Origin of the sequence: Flavonifractor sp. DFI.6.63, from assembly GCF_024462255.1 — a bacterium.
In the GTDB taxonomy this organism is placed as follows: domain Bacteria; phylum Bacillota; class Clostridia; order Oscillospirales; family Oscillospiraceae; genus Lawsonibacter_A; species Lawsonibacter_A hominis.
Window position 1 is genome coordinate 23,257 of sequence record NZ_JANGBE010000005.1, and the last position, 17,499, is coordinate 40,755.

The 17,499-nt window shown below is 63.8% G+C and carries 16 protein-coding genes; 14 read left to right on the plus strand and 2 right to left on the minus strand.

Annotated features, from left to right (window positions below; translation table 11 throughout):
* Positions 1–4 precede the first annotated feature (4 nt).
* A complete protein-coding gene (locus NE547_RS03765) occupies positions 5–598 on the minus strand; it encodes a DNA-3-methyladenine glycosylase (protein WP_370866816.1) in 594 nt (197 codons plus the stop codon).
* 70 nt (positions 599–668) lie between these two features.
* Here NE547_RS03765 and NE547_RS03770 point away from each other — a divergent pair, with 70 nt between their 5' ends.
* The 7 genes from NE547_RS03770 to cysS all read left to right on the plus strand — a co-directional run bounded on the left by NE547_RS03770 (position 669) and on the right by cysS (position 8,445).
* Complete coding sequence (locus NE547_RS03770; protein ID WP_186907599.1) at positions 669–1,571, plus strand: DMT family transporter; 903 nt, start codon at positions 669–671, stop codon at positions 1,569–1,571.
* 382 nt (positions 1,572–1,953) lie between these two features.
* Positions 1,954–3,042 (plus strand): ABC transporter substrate-binding protein, encoded by a 1,089-nt coding sequence (locus NE547_RS03775; RefSeq protein ID WP_186907600.1) that lies wholly within the window; start codon positions 1,954–1,956, stop codon positions 3,040–3,042.
* A 263-nt stretch (positions 3,043–3,305) separates the two neighbouring features.
* Positions 3,306–4,244 (plus strand): ABC transporter permease, encoded by a 939-nt coding sequence (locus NE547_RS03780; RefSeq protein ID WP_256174802.1) that lies wholly within the window; start codon positions 3,306–3,308, stop codon positions 4,242–4,244.
* A gap of 3 nt (positions 4,245–4,247) precedes the next feature.
* Positions 4,248–5,036 (plus strand): ABC transporter ATP-binding protein, encoded by a 789-nt coding sequence (locus NE547_RS03785; RefSeq protein WP_256174803.1) that lies wholly within the window; start codon positions 4,248–4,250, stop codon positions 5,034–5,036.
* A 657-nt stretch (positions 5,037–5,693) separates the two neighbouring features.
* Positions 5,694–6,386, plus strand: a complete 693-nt coding sequence (locus NE547_RS03790; RefSeq protein WP_256174804.1) for an alpha/beta fold hydrolase — start codon at positions 5,694–5,696, stop codon at positions 6,384–6,386.
* Entirely contained in the window at positions 6,383–7,033 is a 651-nt protein-coding gene (gene epsC / locus NE547_RS03795; protein WP_186907604.1) for a serine O-acetyltransferase EpsC, read from the plus strand. Before NE547_RS03790 ends, epsC begins: the two co-directional genes overlap by 4 nt.
* Entirely contained in the window at positions 7,030–8,445 is a 1,416-nt protein-coding gene (gene cysS, locus NE547_RS03800; protein ID WP_256174805.1) for a cysteine--tRNA ligase, read from the plus strand. Before epsC ends, cysS begins: the two co-directional genes overlap by 4 nt.
* Positions 8,446–8,491: 46 nt before the next feature.
* Here the strand turns inward: cysS and NE547_RS03805 are convergent, their stop codons facing one another.
* Positions 8,492–9,703 (minus strand): amidohydrolase, encoded by a 1,212-nt coding sequence (locus NE547_RS03805; RefSeq protein WP_256174806.1) that lies wholly within the window; start codon positions 9,701–9,703, stop codon positions 8,492–8,494.
* A 152-nt stretch (positions 9,704–9,855) separates the two neighbouring features.
* Between NE547_RS03805 and NE547_RS03810 the strand changes: the two genes are divergently transcribed.
* The 7 genes from NE547_RS03810 (at position 9,856) to NE547_RS03840 (ending at position 17,149) form a co-directional block, all read left to right on the plus strand.
* Positions 9,856–11,163, plus strand: a complete 1,308-nt coding sequence (locus tag NE547_RS03810) for an MATE family efflux transporter (protein WP_305148445.1) — start codon at positions 9,856–9,858, stop codon at positions 11,161–11,163.
* A 219-nt stretch (positions 11,164–11,382) separates the two neighbouring features.
* Positions 11,383–14,034, plus strand: coding sequence for a DNA polymerase I (polA, locus tag NE547_RS03815; protein ID WP_186907607.1), 2,652 nt, complete (start codon positions 11,383–11,385; stop codon positions 14,032–14,034).
* Between the two features lie 24 nt (positions 14,035–14,058).
* A complete protein-coding gene (locus NE547_RS03820) occupies positions 14,059–14,649 on the plus strand; it encodes a GNAT family N-acetyltransferase (RefSeq protein ID WP_256174808.1) in 591 nt (196 codons plus the stop codon).
* Between the two features lie 6 nt (positions 14,650–14,655).
* Positions 14,656–15,108, plus strand: a complete 453-nt coding sequence (rimI, locus tag NE547_RS03825) for a ribosomal protein S18-alanine N-acetyltransferase (protein WP_186907609.1) — start codon at positions 14,656–14,658, stop codon at positions 15,106–15,108.
* A 39-nt stretch (positions 15,109–15,147) separates the two neighbouring features.
* Positions 15,148–15,747 carry a GNAT family N-acetyltransferase gene (locus NE547_RS03830; RefSeq protein WP_186907610.1) on the plus strand — a complete coding sequence of 200 codons (600 nt, stop codon included), beginning with the start codon at positions 15,148–15,150 and terminating at the stop codon, positions 15,745–15,747.
* A gap of 193 nt (positions 15,748–15,940) precedes the next feature.
* Complete coding sequence (gene tsaD / locus NE547_RS03835) at positions 15,941–16,951, plus strand: tRNA (adenosine(37)-N6)-threonylcarbamoyltransferase complex transferase subunit TsaD (RefSeq protein WP_186907611.1); 1,011 nt, start codon at positions 15,941–15,943, stop codon at positions 16,949–16,951.
* A gap of 15 nt (positions 16,952–16,966) precedes the next feature.
* Positions 16,967–17,149 (plus strand): hypothetical protein, encoded by a 183-nt coding sequence (locus tag NE547_RS03840; protein ID WP_186907612.1) that lies wholly within the window; start codon positions 16,967–16,969, stop codon positions 17,147–17,149.
* Positions 17,150–17,499: the final 350 nt, after the last annotated feature.

Below are 17,499 nucleotides of genomic sequence, written 5' to 3' on the forward strand. Positions count from 1 at the left end.
TGGCTCAGATCCAAAAGCGCCAGGGGAACTCCACCGCCTCCTGGGCGTAGTCGATCCCGATGCGCGGTCCCGTATGGCAATCAGGCGCCGGTTCGCCGGCGTCCCAGAGGAACAGCTCGTCGCCGGTCAGGTCCAGCCCGTTCTGCGCCCGGGTGAGCCCCAGCGCCTGGCAGACTTTTCCCGGACCGTTGAGAAACTGCCTGCGCTGATAGGCGTTCAGTTCGTCCAGGGGCTTGCCGTACCGCATCCGGGCCAGGGCGTCCCCGTCCCCTGCGCACTCCAGGCCCCGCAGCAGCACCGCGCAGGGCTCCCCCTCGGGCTCGGTGACGAAGTTGAGACAGTGGTACATGCCGTAGATCAAATAGAGATAGGCGGTGCCCGGCTGGGCGAACAGAGTCTCGGTGCGCCGGGTGCGCTTGTAGCCGTAGGCATGGCAGGCTTTGTCGATGCGGCCCACGTAAGCCTCGGTCTCCACGATGCGGCCGCAGAGGACCATCCCGTCCAGCCGCCGTACCAGATACTTGCCCAAAAGGTCACGGGCCACGTCCAGCGTGTCCCGATTATAAAATTCCCGCGTCAATTTTGGCAATGCAGCCACCTCCTGTGAAACCTGTCGTAATGCGTGCGACAGTATCGTAACACAACTGCGGTAAAGGAGACAAGAAGCGATGAACGAATCCGTACTGAAAAAACTGGCAAAGCCCATGCTGATCCTGGCTCCGATCATTTGGGGCAGCTCTTTTGTGGTGATGAAGCACTCTCTGGACAGCTTCACCCCCTTCTATCTGCTGGCCTTCCGCTTTACCGCCGCGGCCATCGTGCTGGGCCTGGTATTCTGGAAATCCTGGAAGGTCATGGACCGGCAGTATTTCAAGGCGGGCGCCATTATCGGCACGTTCCTGTTTCTGGCCTATGCCTTTCAGACGTTTGGACTGGACCGCACCACTTCCGGCAAAAACGCCTTCCTTACCGCGGTATACTGCGTGATCGTACCCTTCCTGTACTGGCTCATTGCCCGCAAGCGGCCGGACAGATACAATATCCTGGCGGCGGTGGTGTGCATCGTTGGGATCGGGCTGGTCTCCCTCTCCAATGACGGCGGCGCCCTGAGCATCAACCTGGGGGACGTGCTTACCCTGATCGGCGGCTTCTTCTTCGCGGCCCATATCGTAGCGGTGAACAAATACGCGGAGGGCCGGGACATTTTTCTCATCACCACCCTCCAGTTCGCCTTTTTCGGCGCCTGGAGCTGGGTGGGGGCTCTGGCCGTTCGGGAGCCATTCCCCGCGGCGGTCTCCGGCGGCGCCCTGTTCGGTATGTTCTACCTGGTGATCTTCTCCTCCTGCGGGGCCCTTCTGTTCCAGAACATCGGGCAGAAGTACACCGCGCCCGCCACCGCGGCCGTGCTTTTGTCCCTGGAAGCGCCCTTCGGCGTACTGTGCTCCATCCTGGTGGGGGAGGAGGCGCTGAACGCCCTGATGGTGCTGGGCTTCGTGCTGATCTTTTTCGCCGTCATCTGCTCGGAGACGAAATTCGCCTTCCTGCGCAAAAAAAGGGTTGACAAAGTCTGAACAGGTGCGTATAATGCGTTATAACAATTGAACCACGCAAACCTGTGAGGAAGAGAAGTAACCGGCGATTCCGATGCAAAGAGAGCCCCGGAGGGTGAGATCGGGGCCTGAGGAGACCGGCGAATGGACTTCTGAGGGCGGCTTGAACGGGCGACCAAGTAGATGCCGACGGGATCCCACCCGTTACCCATCGGGCACGCATGATGGTGCGTGAAGCGAGCGGACGTTTTTAACGTCAATTTGGGTGGTATCGCAGGAGCGTTCAAACGCTTTTGTCCCAGCAATGGGGCAAAAGCGTTTTTTTGCGCTTCAGCCCCGGCACCCCCGGCAAGGGGCCGGCTCCATCTGCCGCATGGATTTTACTTTATTGGAGGAAACGAACATGAAACTGCACACTGGAACCAAACTCGTCTCCCTGGCCGCCGCTGCGGCCCTGACCCTGTCTCTGGCCGCCTGTTCCGGCCCCGCCGCCTCTCCCACGCCCGCCGGAGGCGATACTCCCCCCACCGGAGAGCCCGCCGCCGTCTACAAGGTGGGCATCTGCAACTACGTGGACGACGCCTCCCTGAACCAGATCGTGGAGAACATCCGGGACCGGCTGGCCGCTATCGGAGAAGAGAAGGGCGTGCGCTTTGAGGTCTCCTATGACAACTGCAACGCCGACTCCAACGTAATGAACCAGATCATTGCCAACTTCATTGCCGACGATGTGGACCTGATGGTGGGCGTGGCCACCCCGGTGGCCATGGCCATGCAGGCCGCGACCGAGGATAACCGGATCCCCGTGGTCTTCTCCGCCGTGTCCGACCCGGTGAGCGCCGGCGTCGTGGAGAGCCTGGAGGCCCCCGGCGCCAACCTGACCGGCACCTCTGATTACCTGGATACAAACTCCATCATGAATCTGATCCTGGCCGCCGACCCCGAGGCATCCAAGATCGGCCTGCTGTACGACCAGGGCCAGGATTCCTCCGCCACGCCTATCGCCCACGCCAAGGAGTTCCTGGAGGCCAATCATATCGATTACGTGGAGCGTACCGGCACGACCACCGACGAGGTGATGCTGGCCGCCCAGGCCCTGGTGGCCGACGGGGTGGACGCCGTTTTTACACCCACCGACAATACCATTATGACCGCCGAGCTGTCCATCTATGAGACCTTTATCGAAGCGGGGATCCCCCATTATACCGGCGCCGACTCCTTTGCCCTGAACGGAGCGTTCCTGGGCTATGGTGTGGACTATGCCAATCTGGGCGTGGAGACCGCTAATATGGCCGCCGGCATCCTGCTGGACGGCAGCGACCCGGCTTCCACCCCGGTCATGACCTTCGATAACGGCACCGCGACCGTCAATACCGATACCTGCGCGGCGCTGGGGCTGGATTTCGATGCCGTAGAGGCTGCCTTCGCGCCTCTGTGCACCAAGGTCGCCACCATCACCACGGCCGAGAGCTTCGGCGAACTGGCCCAATAATCCGGCTTGTCGAAAAACCCTCCCGCAGGAGCGCCCGGCAGAAGTATGCCCTCATCCCCGCGCTGCGCGCCGGAAATGACGCTTCTCGTGAACGGTATGCCGGCCATTTCGCAAGAGCGCAGGGGGAAGCGTTCGTGCAGCCTTCCGGAAGAAGCGGCGCAGCGCTTTTCCACCGTCTCAATCATCATCCCGATTCCATACGCAGACGCCGGGGGATCGCGTGAAGCGGTCCCCGCGGCGTGTCTTAAGGAGGCTTGTCCGATATGGACCTGACGACCGTCCTCTCCCTGGGCCAGACCGCCCTGGAGCTTGGGCTGATCTGCTCGCTGACCGTACTGGCGCTGTTTTTGAGCTATTCCATGCTCAATGTGTGCGACCTGTCCACCGACGGGTGTTTTACCCTGGGGGCTGCGGTCGGGGCCGCGGTGGCCCTCTCCGGTCACCCTTTCCTAGCGCTGGCCGCGGCCATGGCGGCGGGGGTGTGTTCCGGCTTCATTACCGCTCTGCTCCAGACCCGGCTGGGGGTGGACAGCCTGTTGGCCGGCATCATCGTCAATACCGCGCTCTATTCCATTAATATCGCGGTCATGAGCGGCGCCTCCCTGCTGAACATGAACAAGGCGGAGACGGTCTTCACCCTGGTCAAAGATCGGCTGGAGGGCACCCCCCTGGCGGGGCAGTATAAGCTTGTGGTGGCCCTGGCCGCAGTGGCGCTGGCGCTGGCGGTGCTGACGCTGTTTCTGAATACGAAGCTGGGGCTTGCCATCCGGGCCACCGGCAACAACCCGGACATGGTGCGGGCTTCCTCCATCAATCCCATCTTCACCACCACCGTGGGCCTGTGCGTGGCAAACGCCTTTACCGGCCTGTCCGGCTGCCTGCTGGCCCAGTCTCAGAAGTCGGCGGAGATCAACATCGGCACGGGTATGGTGACCATTGCCCTGGCCTCCCTGCTCATCGGCCGCACCATCCTGGGCAGGGGGAGCATCCTCAGCCGGGCCGTGGGGGTGGTGCTGGGCTCCTTCCTGTTCCGGCTGGTATACACCGTGGCCCTGCGCTTCAACATGCCGGCCTTCATGCTCAAGCTGGTGTCCTCGGTCATCGTGGTGCTGGCCATCTCCGGGCCCTATCTGAAGCGCCGATGGCCCATGATCCGCCGCCGCCTGGCCCACCGCAGCGGCACGGCGAAGGGAGGGCGGTAAGCCATGCTGACCATTTCCAACATCTCAAAGACCTTTAACCCAGGCACCGTCAACGAAAAGCAGGCGCTGACCGGACTGTCCCTCCACCTGGAGCGGGGGGATTTCGTCACCATCATCGGCTCAAACGGCGCGGGCAAGTCCACGCTGTTCAACGCAATCTCAGGCAGCTTCCTCACCGACTCCGGCTCCATCCTGCTTGCCGGGCGGGACATTACCTTCCAGCCGGAGTATCGGCGGGCCAAGCGCATCGGCCGCCTGTTCCAGGACCCTCTGCGGGGCACCGCCCCCGGTATGACCATCGAAGAGAACCTGGCCCTGGCTGCGGGAAGCGGCGGCTGGTTTTCCCGGGTGAGCCGGGCGGAAAAGACCCGCTTCCGGGACCGGCTGGCCCTGCTGGATATGGGCCTGGAGGACCGGATGCGCCAGCCGGTGGGCCTGCTCTCCGGCGGACAGCGGCAGGCGCTGACCCTGCTGATGGCCACCATGGTGCCCCCCAAGCTGCTGCTGCTGGACGAACACACCGCCGCCCTGGACCCCGGCGCGGCGGAAAAGGTACTGGGGCTTACCCGGGACATCGTGGCCGAGCATAAGCTGACCACCATGATGATCACCCACAATATGCAGCAGGCCCTGTCCCTGGGCAACCGCACTCTGATGATGGATTCCGGCCGCATCGTGCTGGATGTGTCCGGCGAAGAGCGCTCGGGCCTCACCGTCAGCGACCTGCTGGAGCGCTTCAAGGCGGGCGTGGGGAAGGGACTGGACAACGACCGCATCCTGCTGTCCGGCTGACGCGCACCGGCAGGCCGCTGGGCGGCCTGCCGGTGCGCGCTGTGTCTGTTCGAAGAACCATTGGAGCTTCATGGCCTTTCCGCCGGGGTCCGGCCGGACGGGCAGGGATCCGGCGTATTTGCAGCCCCTTTCCGCATGGGCGCGGCTGATCGCCGCGTGCCCCGACAGCTCTGCGGCGGCGGCCTTCGCCGGCGTATCCAGGGTGTAATGGCGCCGCAGCCGCTTCAGGTTTCGGGCCAGAATACGGCGCAAAGGAATACCCCCTTTTGGATAGGATACGGCCGGGAGAGCGCCCGGTCAGCCAACCGGAACGGGTATCCCGCGTTAGATCTGGTTACAGCTGATCACGGCGCGCCCGGCTTTTCAAGGCGGCGCTTGACACCATCGCACCCGCGTGATAATATACTAAAGCATAGGAAACGACCGCGAGGAACGGAAAGAGTAACCCGGCAAAGACCCGCCAGAGAGGGAGCGTCACCGGCTGAGAGCGCGCCCAGGGAGGAACCGGGCCAAGTGCGTCCGGGAGCGGTGGGAGTATCCCCGGTTGGCCCCGTTAACGGCTTTCAAGTGAGAAATGAGAGTGGAACCGCGATTTTGTCGCCTCTTATGCCTGCGGGCATAAGAGGCGTTTTTCGTTTTGCGGACAGGGGGGGCGCCATGGACATCGACCTGCATGATACGCAGCGGGGGAGCGGATTTCCCCTGGTGCTCCTCCATGGAAACGGGGAAGAGAGCGGTTACTTCCTCCACCAGTTGGAACACTTCGCCCAAACGTACCGCGTGATCGCGGTGGATACCCGCGGCCATGGGCAAAGTCCGCGGGGCAGCGCACCCTTCACGCTGGAGCAATTTGCCCTGGATCTGAAGGAATTCCTGGATGGACGGGGGCTGCGCCGGGTCCATCTGCTGGGATTTTCCGACGGGGCCAACATCGCTCTGCTCTTTGCCCTGCGCTGGCCGGAGTATGTGCAGACGCTGATCCTCAACGGGGCGAACCTGAACCCCGGGGGAGTCCGGGCGTCGGTACAACTGCCCATCTGTCTGGGCTGGGCTTTGGCCGGCCTCTGCGCCAGGTTCGATCCCAGGGCGGCCGCAAAGCAGGAACGGCTGGGCCTCATGGTCACACAGCCGCACATCGATCCGGCTTCGCTGGGTGCGCTGACCATGCCCACCCTAGTGATTGCAGGAGAGCGGGATATGATCCGCGCCGGCCACACCCGGCGCATCTGCGCCTCCATTCCGGGGGCGGAGCTGGTCATCCTGCCTGGGGACCACTTTATTGCAAACCGAAACAGCGCAGCCTTTAACCGGGCCGTGGAAGATTTTTTGCGCGAGAGGAGCCGCTTATGACCAGACTCGGCGAGACCCTGCGGGCGTATCAGGCCCGCGACCCGGCGGCCCGCAGCCGCCTGGAGATTTTTTTGCTCTATCCCGGCGTGCACGCCGTCCTTTACCATCGGATCGCCCATTTCCTGTACTGCCGCAGGCTGAAATTCCTGGCCCGGGTGGTCTCCCAGTGGAGCCGCTGCTGGACGGGGATCGAGATCCACCCCGGCGCCAAAATCGGACGCAGGCTGGTCATCGATCATGGCATGGGCATCGTCATCGGCGAGACCGCCGAGGTGGGGGACGACTGCCTGATCTATCACGGAGTGACCCTGGGCGGTACCGGTAAGGACCAGGGCAAGCGTCACCCCACGCTGGGCAACAATGTGCTGGTCTCCACCGGGGCCAAGGTGCTGGGACCGTTCAAGGTGGGGGATAATTCCCGTATCGCCGCCAACGCGGTGGTCCTGAGCGAGATCCCGCCGGACTCCACCGCCGTGGGCGTACCGGCGCGGGTGGTGCGGATCGCGGGCGAGAAGGTGGACTATGCCGGCCAGGTGGATCAGATCCACGTGACGGATCCCGTGCAAAAGGAACTGCAGGCCCTCAGCTCCCGGCTGGAGTGGCTGGAACAATTACTGGATGAACAGGCAAGGAGTAAAAACGTATGAAACTGTATAATTCTGCGACCCACAAAAAAGAGGACTTCGTTGCCCGGGAGCCGGGCAAGGTGAAGATGTACACCTGCGGCCCCACCGTTTACCACTTCGCCCATATCGGCAACCTGCGCAGCTACATCATGGAGGACGTGCTGGAGAAATTCCTGCGCTACGAAGGCTATGACGTGCTGCGGGTCATGAACATCACCGACGTGGGCCATCTGGCTTCCGACGCGGATACCGGCGAAGACAAGATGCTCAAGGGGGCCAAGCGGGAGCATAAGGGCGTCATGGAGATCGCAAAATTCTATACCGACGCCTTTTTTGACGACTGCAAAAAGCTCAACATCAAGTATCCCGACGTGGTGCAGCCTGCCACCGGCATGATCGGGGACTATATCAAGGTGATCTCCGCCCTGCTGGAGAAAGGCTACGCCTATACGGCGGGGGGCAACGTGTATTTCGACACCTCCAAGCTGGCGAAATACTACGTCTTCAACGACCACGACGAGGAGGATCTGGCGGTAGGCGTGCGGGAGGGCGTGGAAGCAGACGCCAACAAGCGCAACCGGAACGACTTTGTCCTGTGGTTTACCAAGTCCAAGTTCGAGGACCAGGCCCTCAAGTGGGATTCCCCCTGGGGGGTTGGCTATCCAGGCTGGCACATCGAGTGCTCCTGCATCTCCATGAAATACTGCGGGGAGCATCTGGACATCCACTGCGGCGGCGTGGATAACGCCTTCCCCCACCACACCAACGAGATCGCCCAGTCCGAGGCCTATCTGGGCCATCCCTGGTGCAACTACTGGATGCACGTGGCCCACCTGGACACGGCCGGAGGGAAAATGTCGAAGTCCAAGGGCGGCTTCACCACCGTCTCCACCCTGGAGGAGCGGGGATACGACCCCTTGGTCTACCGGCTGTTCTGCCTTCAGTCCCACTACCGCAAGGCGCTGGTGTTTTCGTGGGAAAACCTGGACAATGCCAAGGCCGCTTACGATAAGCTGGTCTCCCGCGTGGCCGCTCTCACCGAAGCGGGTGCGGTGGACGCACAGGCGGCGGCGCAGTACGAGGCGGCCTTCCGGGAGGCGGTGGGCAACGACCTGAACACCTCCCTGGGGGTCACCGCCCTGTACGACGTGCTCAAGGCGGACCTGAACGACGCGACCAAGCGCGCGCTGATCGCAAGCTACGACCAGGTGCTGGGACTGGAGCTGCTGGAGCGCGCCGCCGCCCGGAAGGAGCAGCAGGCCCAGGCTGCGTCCGGCGAGGGGGCCGCGGAGATCGAGGCGCTCATCGCCCGGCGCTCCGAGGCCAAACGCGCCAAGGACTGGGGGAAGGCCGACGCTATCCGGGACCAGCTGAAGGCCATGGGCGTTGAGATCAAGGACACGCCCAACGGCGTGGAGTGGAAACGGATCTGATCCGACACAGCGGCGCCCCGGACGGCTTGGACGTCCGGGGCGCGTTTTAATGGAGCGGCTCCCCAGGGGCGTCCAGCCCCAACAGGGCCGACTGCGCCAGCAGGGCGGCGCCCAGAGGAAGTGCGGAGTCGTCGGTGCAAAAGCGCTCGCTGTGCCAGCAGGCGTTGGCCCGGCCGGGGAAGCCGGAACCCAGCCAGTAGAAGAAGGCAGGCATCTCACGGGCGAGTACGGCAAAGTCCTCCGAGCCCATATCGGGCGGGGGGCAAAGCACGTTGGCCTTCCCGGCCAGGGCCTCGGCGGCCCTGCGGGCCAGGGCGGTCAGGGCGGGGGAGTTGACGGTGGCGGGCACGCCGGGCTGGAAGGTCACTTGGGCGGTACAGCCGTAAGCGGCGGACACGCCCTCGGCCAGCATCTGGAGCCGCTGTTCGGCCCGGGCGTGGACCGCGCCGTCGTGGGCGCGGATGCTGCCCGTCATCGTCAGGGTATCGGGGACAAAGTTTTCCGGCGTGCCCGCGTGGATGGAGAGCACGGAGCACACCAGACTGTCCAGCGGATCGGTACTGCGGCTGACCACCGTTTGCAGGGCGCTCACCACCGCGGAGGCCGCCACGATCACATCGGCGCACTTGTGCGGCGAGCCCCCGTGGCCCGCCTTGCCGTGAAGGGTGATGGTGAAGTGGGATTTCCCGGCCATCACCGGCCCTTCCATGACTGCGATGGTCCCGGCGGGCAGCTCGGGGCGGTTATGAAGGCCGAACAGGCAGCGGGGCCGGGCGGGAAGCTTCTCCAGCAGGCCGTGCTCCAGCATGGCCCGGGCGCCTTGCGTGATCTCCTCGGCGGGCTGGAACAGGAAAACCACGTTTCCCGTCAGCGCCTCACGCCGCTGGGACAGCAGCCGGGCCGCGCCCCAGAGACAGGCGGTATGAAAATCGTGCCCGCAGCCGTGCATCACGCCGGGAACCTCCGACCGCGCTCCTTCCCGGGGGGGCTCCTGCTGGGCGATGGCGTCGATGTCGGCGCGCAGGGCGACCGTGGGGCCTGGCCGGCCGCCCCGTAGCAGGGCGGCCGCGCCGGTGGGCATGCCAAGCTCCGCCAGCTCCAGGCCCAGGCCGGTCAGGCGCGCCTTCAGAAGCGCCGTGGTACGTGTTTCCTGAAAGCTCAGCTCCGGATGCCGGTGCAGGTCGTCCTTCAGAGACCGGAGCTCCGGCAAAAGCCGCCGGGCGTCCGGTAAAAGCGTATCTGCGCAAAGCGGCTGCATAGACGATCCCTCCCTCTTGTCCAACAGGACAAAAGAAGTTATAATATTATATTAAAGCCTATTTTCTGTAAAAAAGCAAGAGAGGGGGGCCAAGGGTGGCTGCCGACGCCAACGACTTTTCCAAGGGGAGCGTGCCCCGCAATATTCTGCGTATGGCTGTGCCCATGACGGTGGCGCAGCTCATCAATATTCTTTATAATATCGTGGACCGGATGTACCTGGGCCGTCTGCCGGGCCATTTGGCCCTGACCGGCCTGGGGCTGTGCCTGCCCATCATTTCCATTCTGATGGGCTTTGCCAACCTGTGCGGTATGGGCGGCTCGCCCCTGTGCTCCATCCACCGGGGGCGGGGGGAGAACGAAGAGGCCGAGCGCATCATGGGCAACTCCTTTGTGCTGCTGCTGCTGTTCGGCGCGGGGCTGTCCGTGTTCTGCCTCGTGTTCCGGCGTCCCATCCTGTATTTGTTCGGGGCCAGCGGCGTGACCTTTCCCTACGCCAACGACTATCTGACCATTTACCTGCTGGGGACCCTGTTTGTGATGATCGGGCTTGGGATGAATCCCTTCATCAACGCCCAGGGCTTTTCCGTGATGGGCATGCTCACCGTGGCCCTGGGGGCGGTGGTGAATATCGTGCTGGACCCCATCTTCATTTTTGCGCTGGATCTGGGCGTGAAGGGCGCGGCTCTGGCCACCATCCTCTCCCAGGCCTGCTCCGCCGCCTGGGTGCTGAAATTCCTGACGGGAAAGAAGGTCATCCTGCGCCTGCGCCTGTCTGCCTTCCATCTTCAGGCCGCCCGGGTGAAGCGCATCCTCGGCCTGGGCCTTTCCGGCTTTGTCATGGCCCTGACCAATTCCCTGGTGCAGATCCTGTGCAACGCCAGCCTCCAGCACTATGGCGGGGATCTGTATGTGGGCGTGATGACCGTGGTCAACTCCATCCGGGAGGTCATCTCCATGCCGGTCACGGGCATCACCCACGGCTGCCAGCCGGTGCTGGGCTATAATTACGGAGCCGGAGCATACGGGCGGGTGCGGCAGGGCATCCGGTTCACCGCCGTGGTGACGGTAGGCTATTCCATTGTGGTCTGGGCCTTGACGCTGGTTTTTCCGGAGACCCTGATCCGGATCTTCAACGATGAACCCGACCTGATCGCCGAAGGGATCCGGGCGTTTCGCATTTACTTCGCCACGTTCTTTTTCATGTCCTTTCAGTTCGTGGGACAATCTACCTTTGTTGGCCTTGGAAAGTCCAGGCAGGCGGTCTTTTTTTCCCTGCTGCGCAAGGCCTTTATCGTGGCGCCCCTGACGCTGCTCCTTCCGCCGCTGGGCCTGGGGGTGGACGGGGTGTATCTGGCCGAGCCCATCTCCAACGTGATCGGAGGCCTGGCCTGCATTATCACCATGTATTTCGTCGTGTACCGCCCCCTGGACCGGATGAGGCCCGAGCGGCCGCATTAGGCGTTGGCGGAAGCGCCCTGCCGCCGGCGCAAAAAGGGATGAGGCCGGGCGTTCAAGCGTCGTGGAGCGCCGCCCCGTGGGGCGGCGCTCCACGTTCGGTCAATGTGCCGAGGGGGAGGAAAACGGCCGGATGGCGCTTGCCCGTTTTGGGGAAAACTGTTATACTGTATTCTGATATCTTATGCCCGGGTATTTTTACCCGGAGGCGGGAGGTTCCCCATGAAGCTCATGGTCATCGACGGCAATTCCATCATCAACCGGGCTTTTTACGGCGTGCGGATGCTCACCACCCGGGACGGCCAGCCCACCAACGCCGTCTACGGATTTTTGAACATCCTTCAAAAGCTGACGGACGAGGAGCAGCCGGACGCCCTGTGCGTCACCTTCGACCTGCCCGCGCCTACCTTCCGGCATTTGGCCTACGAGGGATACAAGGCCCAGCGCAAGGGGATGCCCGACGAGCTTGCCAGCCAGATGCCCCTTTTGAAGGACGTGCTGGAGGCGATGAACATCCCCCGCTACGAGCTGGAGGGCTGGGAGGCCGACGACCTTATCGGCACCATTGCCGCCCGGGACGCCGCGGCGGGCTGGGATACGGTGGTGGTGACCGGAGACAAGGACTCCCTGCAGCTGGTGGATGAGCATACCCGGGTCAAGCTGGTGTCCACCCGTATGGGGCAGACCACCACGAAGGAGATGACGCCCGAAACCTTTCGTGCGGCCTACGGCTTTGCGCCCATCCACATGATCGACCTGAAGGCCCTGATGGGGGATGCCAGCGACAACATCCCCGGCGTCAAAGGCATCGGGGAGAAGACCGCCATGGACCTGATCCAGCGCTACGGCAGCGTGGAGGCCGTCTACGCGGACCTGGAGCAGGTGGAGGCCAAGCCCGCGGTGCGGAAAAGGCTGGCCGAGGGAGCGGAGCAGGCCCGTATGTCCTATGAGCTGGCCGCCATCCGCTGCGACGCGCCCCTGGACTTCCGGCCTGAGGACGCAAAGTGTGTCCCGGTAAATGCCCCCGCCCTCTACGAGCTGTTTTTGCGGCTGGAGTTTTCCAAGCTGATCGAGAAGCTGGGCCTCTCCGCGCCGGGGGTTTCCCCGGCGGAAGCGTCTGCTCCGGCGGCCTGCGCGCGGGAAACGGTGACCGAGCGGGCGCGGATGGAGGAGCTGCTGGCCCTCTGGCGGGAGCGCTCCCACGTATCCCTGGTGGCGCTGCCCGACCGAAACGCGGTGTGCGTGGAGTGGGGCGAGCCGGAGCACAGCCGTACCGCGCTTTTCTGCGCAGACCGGCTGGAGAGCTACAACGACTTTCTCCGGGGCCTGTTCGCCCCCGACATCCCGAAGGTGGCCCACAACGTCAAGGACCTGATGCGCGGTTTACTGGAGGAGGGGCTGCCCATCGGGGGCTTCGTGTTTGATACCGCCCTGGCGGCTTACCTGCTCTCTCCCACCGACGGCAGCTATGAGCTGGAAAAGCTCTGCGTCACCTACTTCAACCGCGAGATTTCAAAGGCCGGGGAGTACCTGGCTCCGGACGCCTTCGGCCCCCTGGCCGATCCGGCGGGGCCGGAAAAGGCCCTTTCCAGCCATACCGCGCTGGTCGAACAGCTCTACCGCACCCTTGCGCCCCGGCTGGCCGAGCTGGGGCTGGAGCAGGTCTTCTCCCGGGTGGAGCTGCCCCTGTGCCCGGTGCTCGCCGAGATGGAGCGGGCGGGGATGCTGGTGGACCGGAAGGCCCTGGCGGACTTCGGCGTCATGCTGGACGAGCGCCTCCGCTCCGACGAGGCGGCGATTTACGCCTTGGCGGGGGAGCGATTCAATATCAACTCCACCCAGCAGCTGGGGAACATCCTGTTCGACAAGCTGGGCCTGCCGCCGGTGAAAAAGACCAAGACCGGCTGGTCCACCAATGCGGAGGTGCTGGAGAAGCTGAAGGGCCGGCACGCGATCATTGACACGATCCTGGAGTACCGGCAGTACGCCAAGCTCAAAAGCACCTATGTGGACGGCCTGAGCAAGGTCATCGCCTCCGACGGGCGCATCCACACCTGCTTCCAGAACACCGTCACCGCCACCGGGCGGCTCTCTTCCACGGAGCCGAACCTTCAGAACATCCCTGTGCGCACCGAGCTGGGAGCCGAGCTGCGCAAGATGTTCGTCGCCCCCGCCGGCTGGGTGCTGGTGGATGCGGACTACTCCCAGATCGAGCTGCGGCTGCTGGCCCACATCGCCGGGGATGAGGCCATGATCGCCGCCTTCCGCTCCGGGGAGGATTTTCACACCGTCACCGCCGCCCGGGTATTCGGCGTGGCGCCGGGGGAGGTCACCCATGAGATGCGCCGCCGGGCCAAGGCGGTCAACTTCGGCATCGTCTATGGGATCTCCGACTTCTCCCTGTCCCAGGACCTGGGCGTGACCCGGGCCGAGGCCAGGGCATATATGGAGAAGTATTTTGAAACTTATTCCGGTGTGCGCGCCTACATGTCCGGCGTGGTGGAACAGGCCCGGAAGGACGGCTATGTCTCCACCCTTATGGGGCGCCGCCGCTGGCTGCCTGAGCTGAAGTCCTCCAACTTCAATCTGCGTTCCTTTGGAGAGCGGGTGGCGCTGAATATGCCCATCCAGGGGACTGCCGCGGATATCATCAAGCTGGCCATGATCCGGGTACGGGACCGGCTGCGCGCCGAGGGCTTGGCGGCCCGGCTGGTGCTTCAGGTCCACGACGAGCTGATCGTGGAGTGCCCGGAGGAGGAGGCAGCCGCGGTGAAGCGGCTGCTGACGGAGGAGATGGAGTCGGCGGCCGCCCTGGCGGTGCCCCTCACCGCAGAGGCGCATGCAGGCCGCAGCTGGGCGGAAGCAAAGGAGTAGGCCGGAGCGGGAGAGGAGTGCGCCATGTATCTGCGTCCCATGACAGCGTCCGAAGTGAAGCAATGGTATGACCGTGAGCTGACCAGGGCCTTCCCGCCCGATGAATGCAAGCCGCTGTCCGAGATCGCCGCGCTGATGGAGCGCGGCCGGTACGAAGCCCTGGGCCTCTATGAGGAAGACGCCCTGCTGGGCTACGCCACACTGCTGTGGGAGCCGGCTTGGCCGGGCTATGTGCTGCTGGATTATTTGGGAGTCACCGCCGCGCACCGGAACAGAGGACTGGGCGGGCGGATCTGTTCCCAGCTGAGGGCGCGCTGCCGGGACAGGGCTGTGATGATCACCGAGGCGGAGGCCCCGGTACCCGGCGGCGACCCGGCGGAGAACGCCCTGCGCTGCCGGAGGCTGGCATTCTATGAGCACTGCGGATTCCGGCCGGTGTATGAGATAGGCGCCTGCGGAGCGCGCTTTCAGGCGCTGGTGCTGGGGACGCCGCCGGAGGGCCGGGCGGAGCTGGCGGCGGCCCATCGGGCCATCTACGGGCCGGAGCGGACCGACGTGAAGGTGCCCCTTGGTCCGGAAGAGTGTCCCCCGCCGCCCCGTGAAAGGAAAGGATGAACGGAATTGAACTATCGCTTGGTCCCCATGGACCGTTCCCACCTGATGCAGGTGGCGGACATCGAACGCGCCTGCTTTTCCCATCCCTGGTCGCTGGAACTGCTGGAGCAGGAGCTTTACAACGACATGCTCTCCCTGATCGTGGCCGAGGGGGAGGACGGCACGGTGCTGGGCTACGGCGAGGTGCGGGCCATTTTGGACGAAGGAACGCTGGAGAAGATCGCGGTGGCCCCGGCGTACCGCCGCCAGGGGGTGGCCGAGGCCATCCTCTCCGCATTCCTGCGGTTTGGACAGGCGCACCTGGCGTTTCTGACCCTGGAGGTGCGGGAAACGAACGCCCCCGCCATTGCGCTGTACGAGAAGCTGGGCTTTGAGCCGGTGGGCCGCCGGAAGAACTATTACCGGCAGCTTCATGAGGACGCCCTCCTCATGACACGTACCTTCCGCCCGGCCGGCTGAACCGGCCACGCGCCCCACAGGGCAGAAAGGAGCGCCGCGATGCGCCGCGAGATCCGTCCCATGACCGTTCCCGAGATCGAGAAGTGGTACGCGGAAGAACTGGCCGAGGCCTTCGCCCCCGCCGAGCGCAAGCCCCTGGCCGACATCCTGTCCCTCCGGGCGGAGGGGCGCTACGAGCTGTTGGGCCTGTTCAACGAGCGGGACGAACTACTGGGCTATGCCACCATCTGGCGGCAGCCAGACGGGGCGGGACTGGTACTGCTGGACTATCTGGGCGTGTCCGCCCGCCTGCGCAACGGCGGCCTGGGGGCCGAGCTGTGCGCCCACCTGGCCCGGCGCTACGGTGGGCAGGGCCTGATCCTGGAATCCGAGGCACCGGTACCCGGCGGCAGCCCGGCGGAGAACGAGCTCCGGCGCCGGCGCATCGCCTTTTACGCGCGCAACGGCTTTCAACCAGTATACGAAATGGCCACCTGCGGGATGCGGTGGCAAGCCATGCTCTGGGGCCCGCCGCCCCGCGACCTGACCGCTGTGATGGCGGCCCATCGTGCGCTCTATGGCCCTGAGCGCACGGATGTAAAGGTGCCTCTTGCTCCGGACGAGGTACCGGAGCGTCCCTATTGGATGAAAGGAAACTGATAGCGTCAGATCCTTGCCATGGAATGCTCCTGCGATGCGTGCCCAGAAAGCGCGGGGCGCTTTCTGGGCGCCGTTTGATTTTATTTCTTGGCCGCGGGAAGTGAATCCACGCGGCCGCCGCGTCAAGAGGCGCTGGCGCGCCGGGCCGTCTTGCACGTCGGTCTCCGTGCCCGCGGAAGAAGGGATGATAGCCATGAATATCCTTGCCATTGAATCCTCCTGCGATGAGACGGCTGTGGCGGTGGTCCGGGACGGACGCACCGTCCTGGCCGACGCCATCGCGTCCCAGGTGGACATGCATACCATCTACGGCGGCGTGGTGCCGGAAATCGCCTCCCGAAAGCACGTGGAGGCCATCGTCGGTCTGGCCGACCGGGCTCTGGCCCAGGCCGGTATCCCGAAAAGCCGGATCGACGCGGTAGCCGTCACGTATGCCCCGGGGCTGATCGGGGCGGTGCTGGTAGGCGTCAACTTTGCCAAGTCGGTCTCCTATGCGCTCAACGTGCCGCTGATCCCGGTCCACCATGTCCGGGGCCACATCGCCGCCAATTACATTGCCCATCCGGAGCTGGAGCCGCCCTTTGTCTGCCTGTGCGTCTCGGGCGGAAACACCCTGATCGTGGACGTGCGCGGCTACACAGAACTGGAGCTGCTGGGCGCCACCCGGGACGACGCGGCGGGGGAATGCTTTGACAAGGTGGCCCGGGTGCTGGGCATCGGCTATCCCGGCGGGGCCCCCATGGACCGGCTGGCCCAGGGAGGCGACGATACCCGTTATGAGCTGCCCCGCGCGCACGTAGCGGACGCGCCGCTGGATCTGTCCTTCTCGGGCTTGAAGACGGCGGTGCTCAATCTGGTGCACAATGCCCAGCAGAAGGGCGAGACGCTGGATTTGCCGGGGCTGGCGGCCAGCTTTGCCGCCGCGGTCAGCGACACGCTGGTCCCCCGTACGATGGAGGCTGCCGGCAGGTTGGGTTACGGGAAGGTGGCGGTAGCCGGAGGCGTGGCGGCCAATTCCCGCATCCGGGCGGATTTGGAGTCTGCCTGCCGGGCCAGCGGAGACAAGCTTTACCTGCCGCCGCTGTCTTTGTGCGGGGATAACGGCGCGATGATCGGCTGCCAGGGCTATTACGAGTATTTGGCGGGGGTCCGGGCCGGGATGGACCTGAATGCCTATGCCAACCGGGACATCGGAAAAGGCTGAACGGGCCGTCCCTTTTTGAAAGAGAGTCTGCAGGAAAGTGCAGATAAAATGGATTGCAGCATTATGTTTACCGAAAGCGGAGGGGGGAAAAACGGCGGACTTTCATTAAAGTATGTGGAGAAACATGTGGACAAGTGGAAAAGTCACCTGTTTTCAACGGAAAGAGCCGGTGGAAAAGCTGGTGGAAAATGTGAATAACGCTAAGTAGATGAAATTACTGGATAAAGTTATGTAAAGTAAATGGAGAAAAATGGAGATTAAAAGCGGGCGTAGTAAGCGGAAGGAAAGCCGCATGATTTCAGCAATACCCATGTTCTGGAATAGGGCGAAAACGGGCGTGTGAGGGGTGCAGGGGACAAAAATATTGCAGATGTTCCGCCATGTACGGCGGGGATATACGTATTGTAATCTGAAGGAAAAAAGAAAACAGACCATTTACGCGAAACTCTACCGTTGACGGCAGGGAAAAAATGTGCTATCATTTTATATCGCTGATGGCATGGCGCTCGGGCGGCGGCACAGAAGGCGCAGCGATCAGCCCTCGGTAT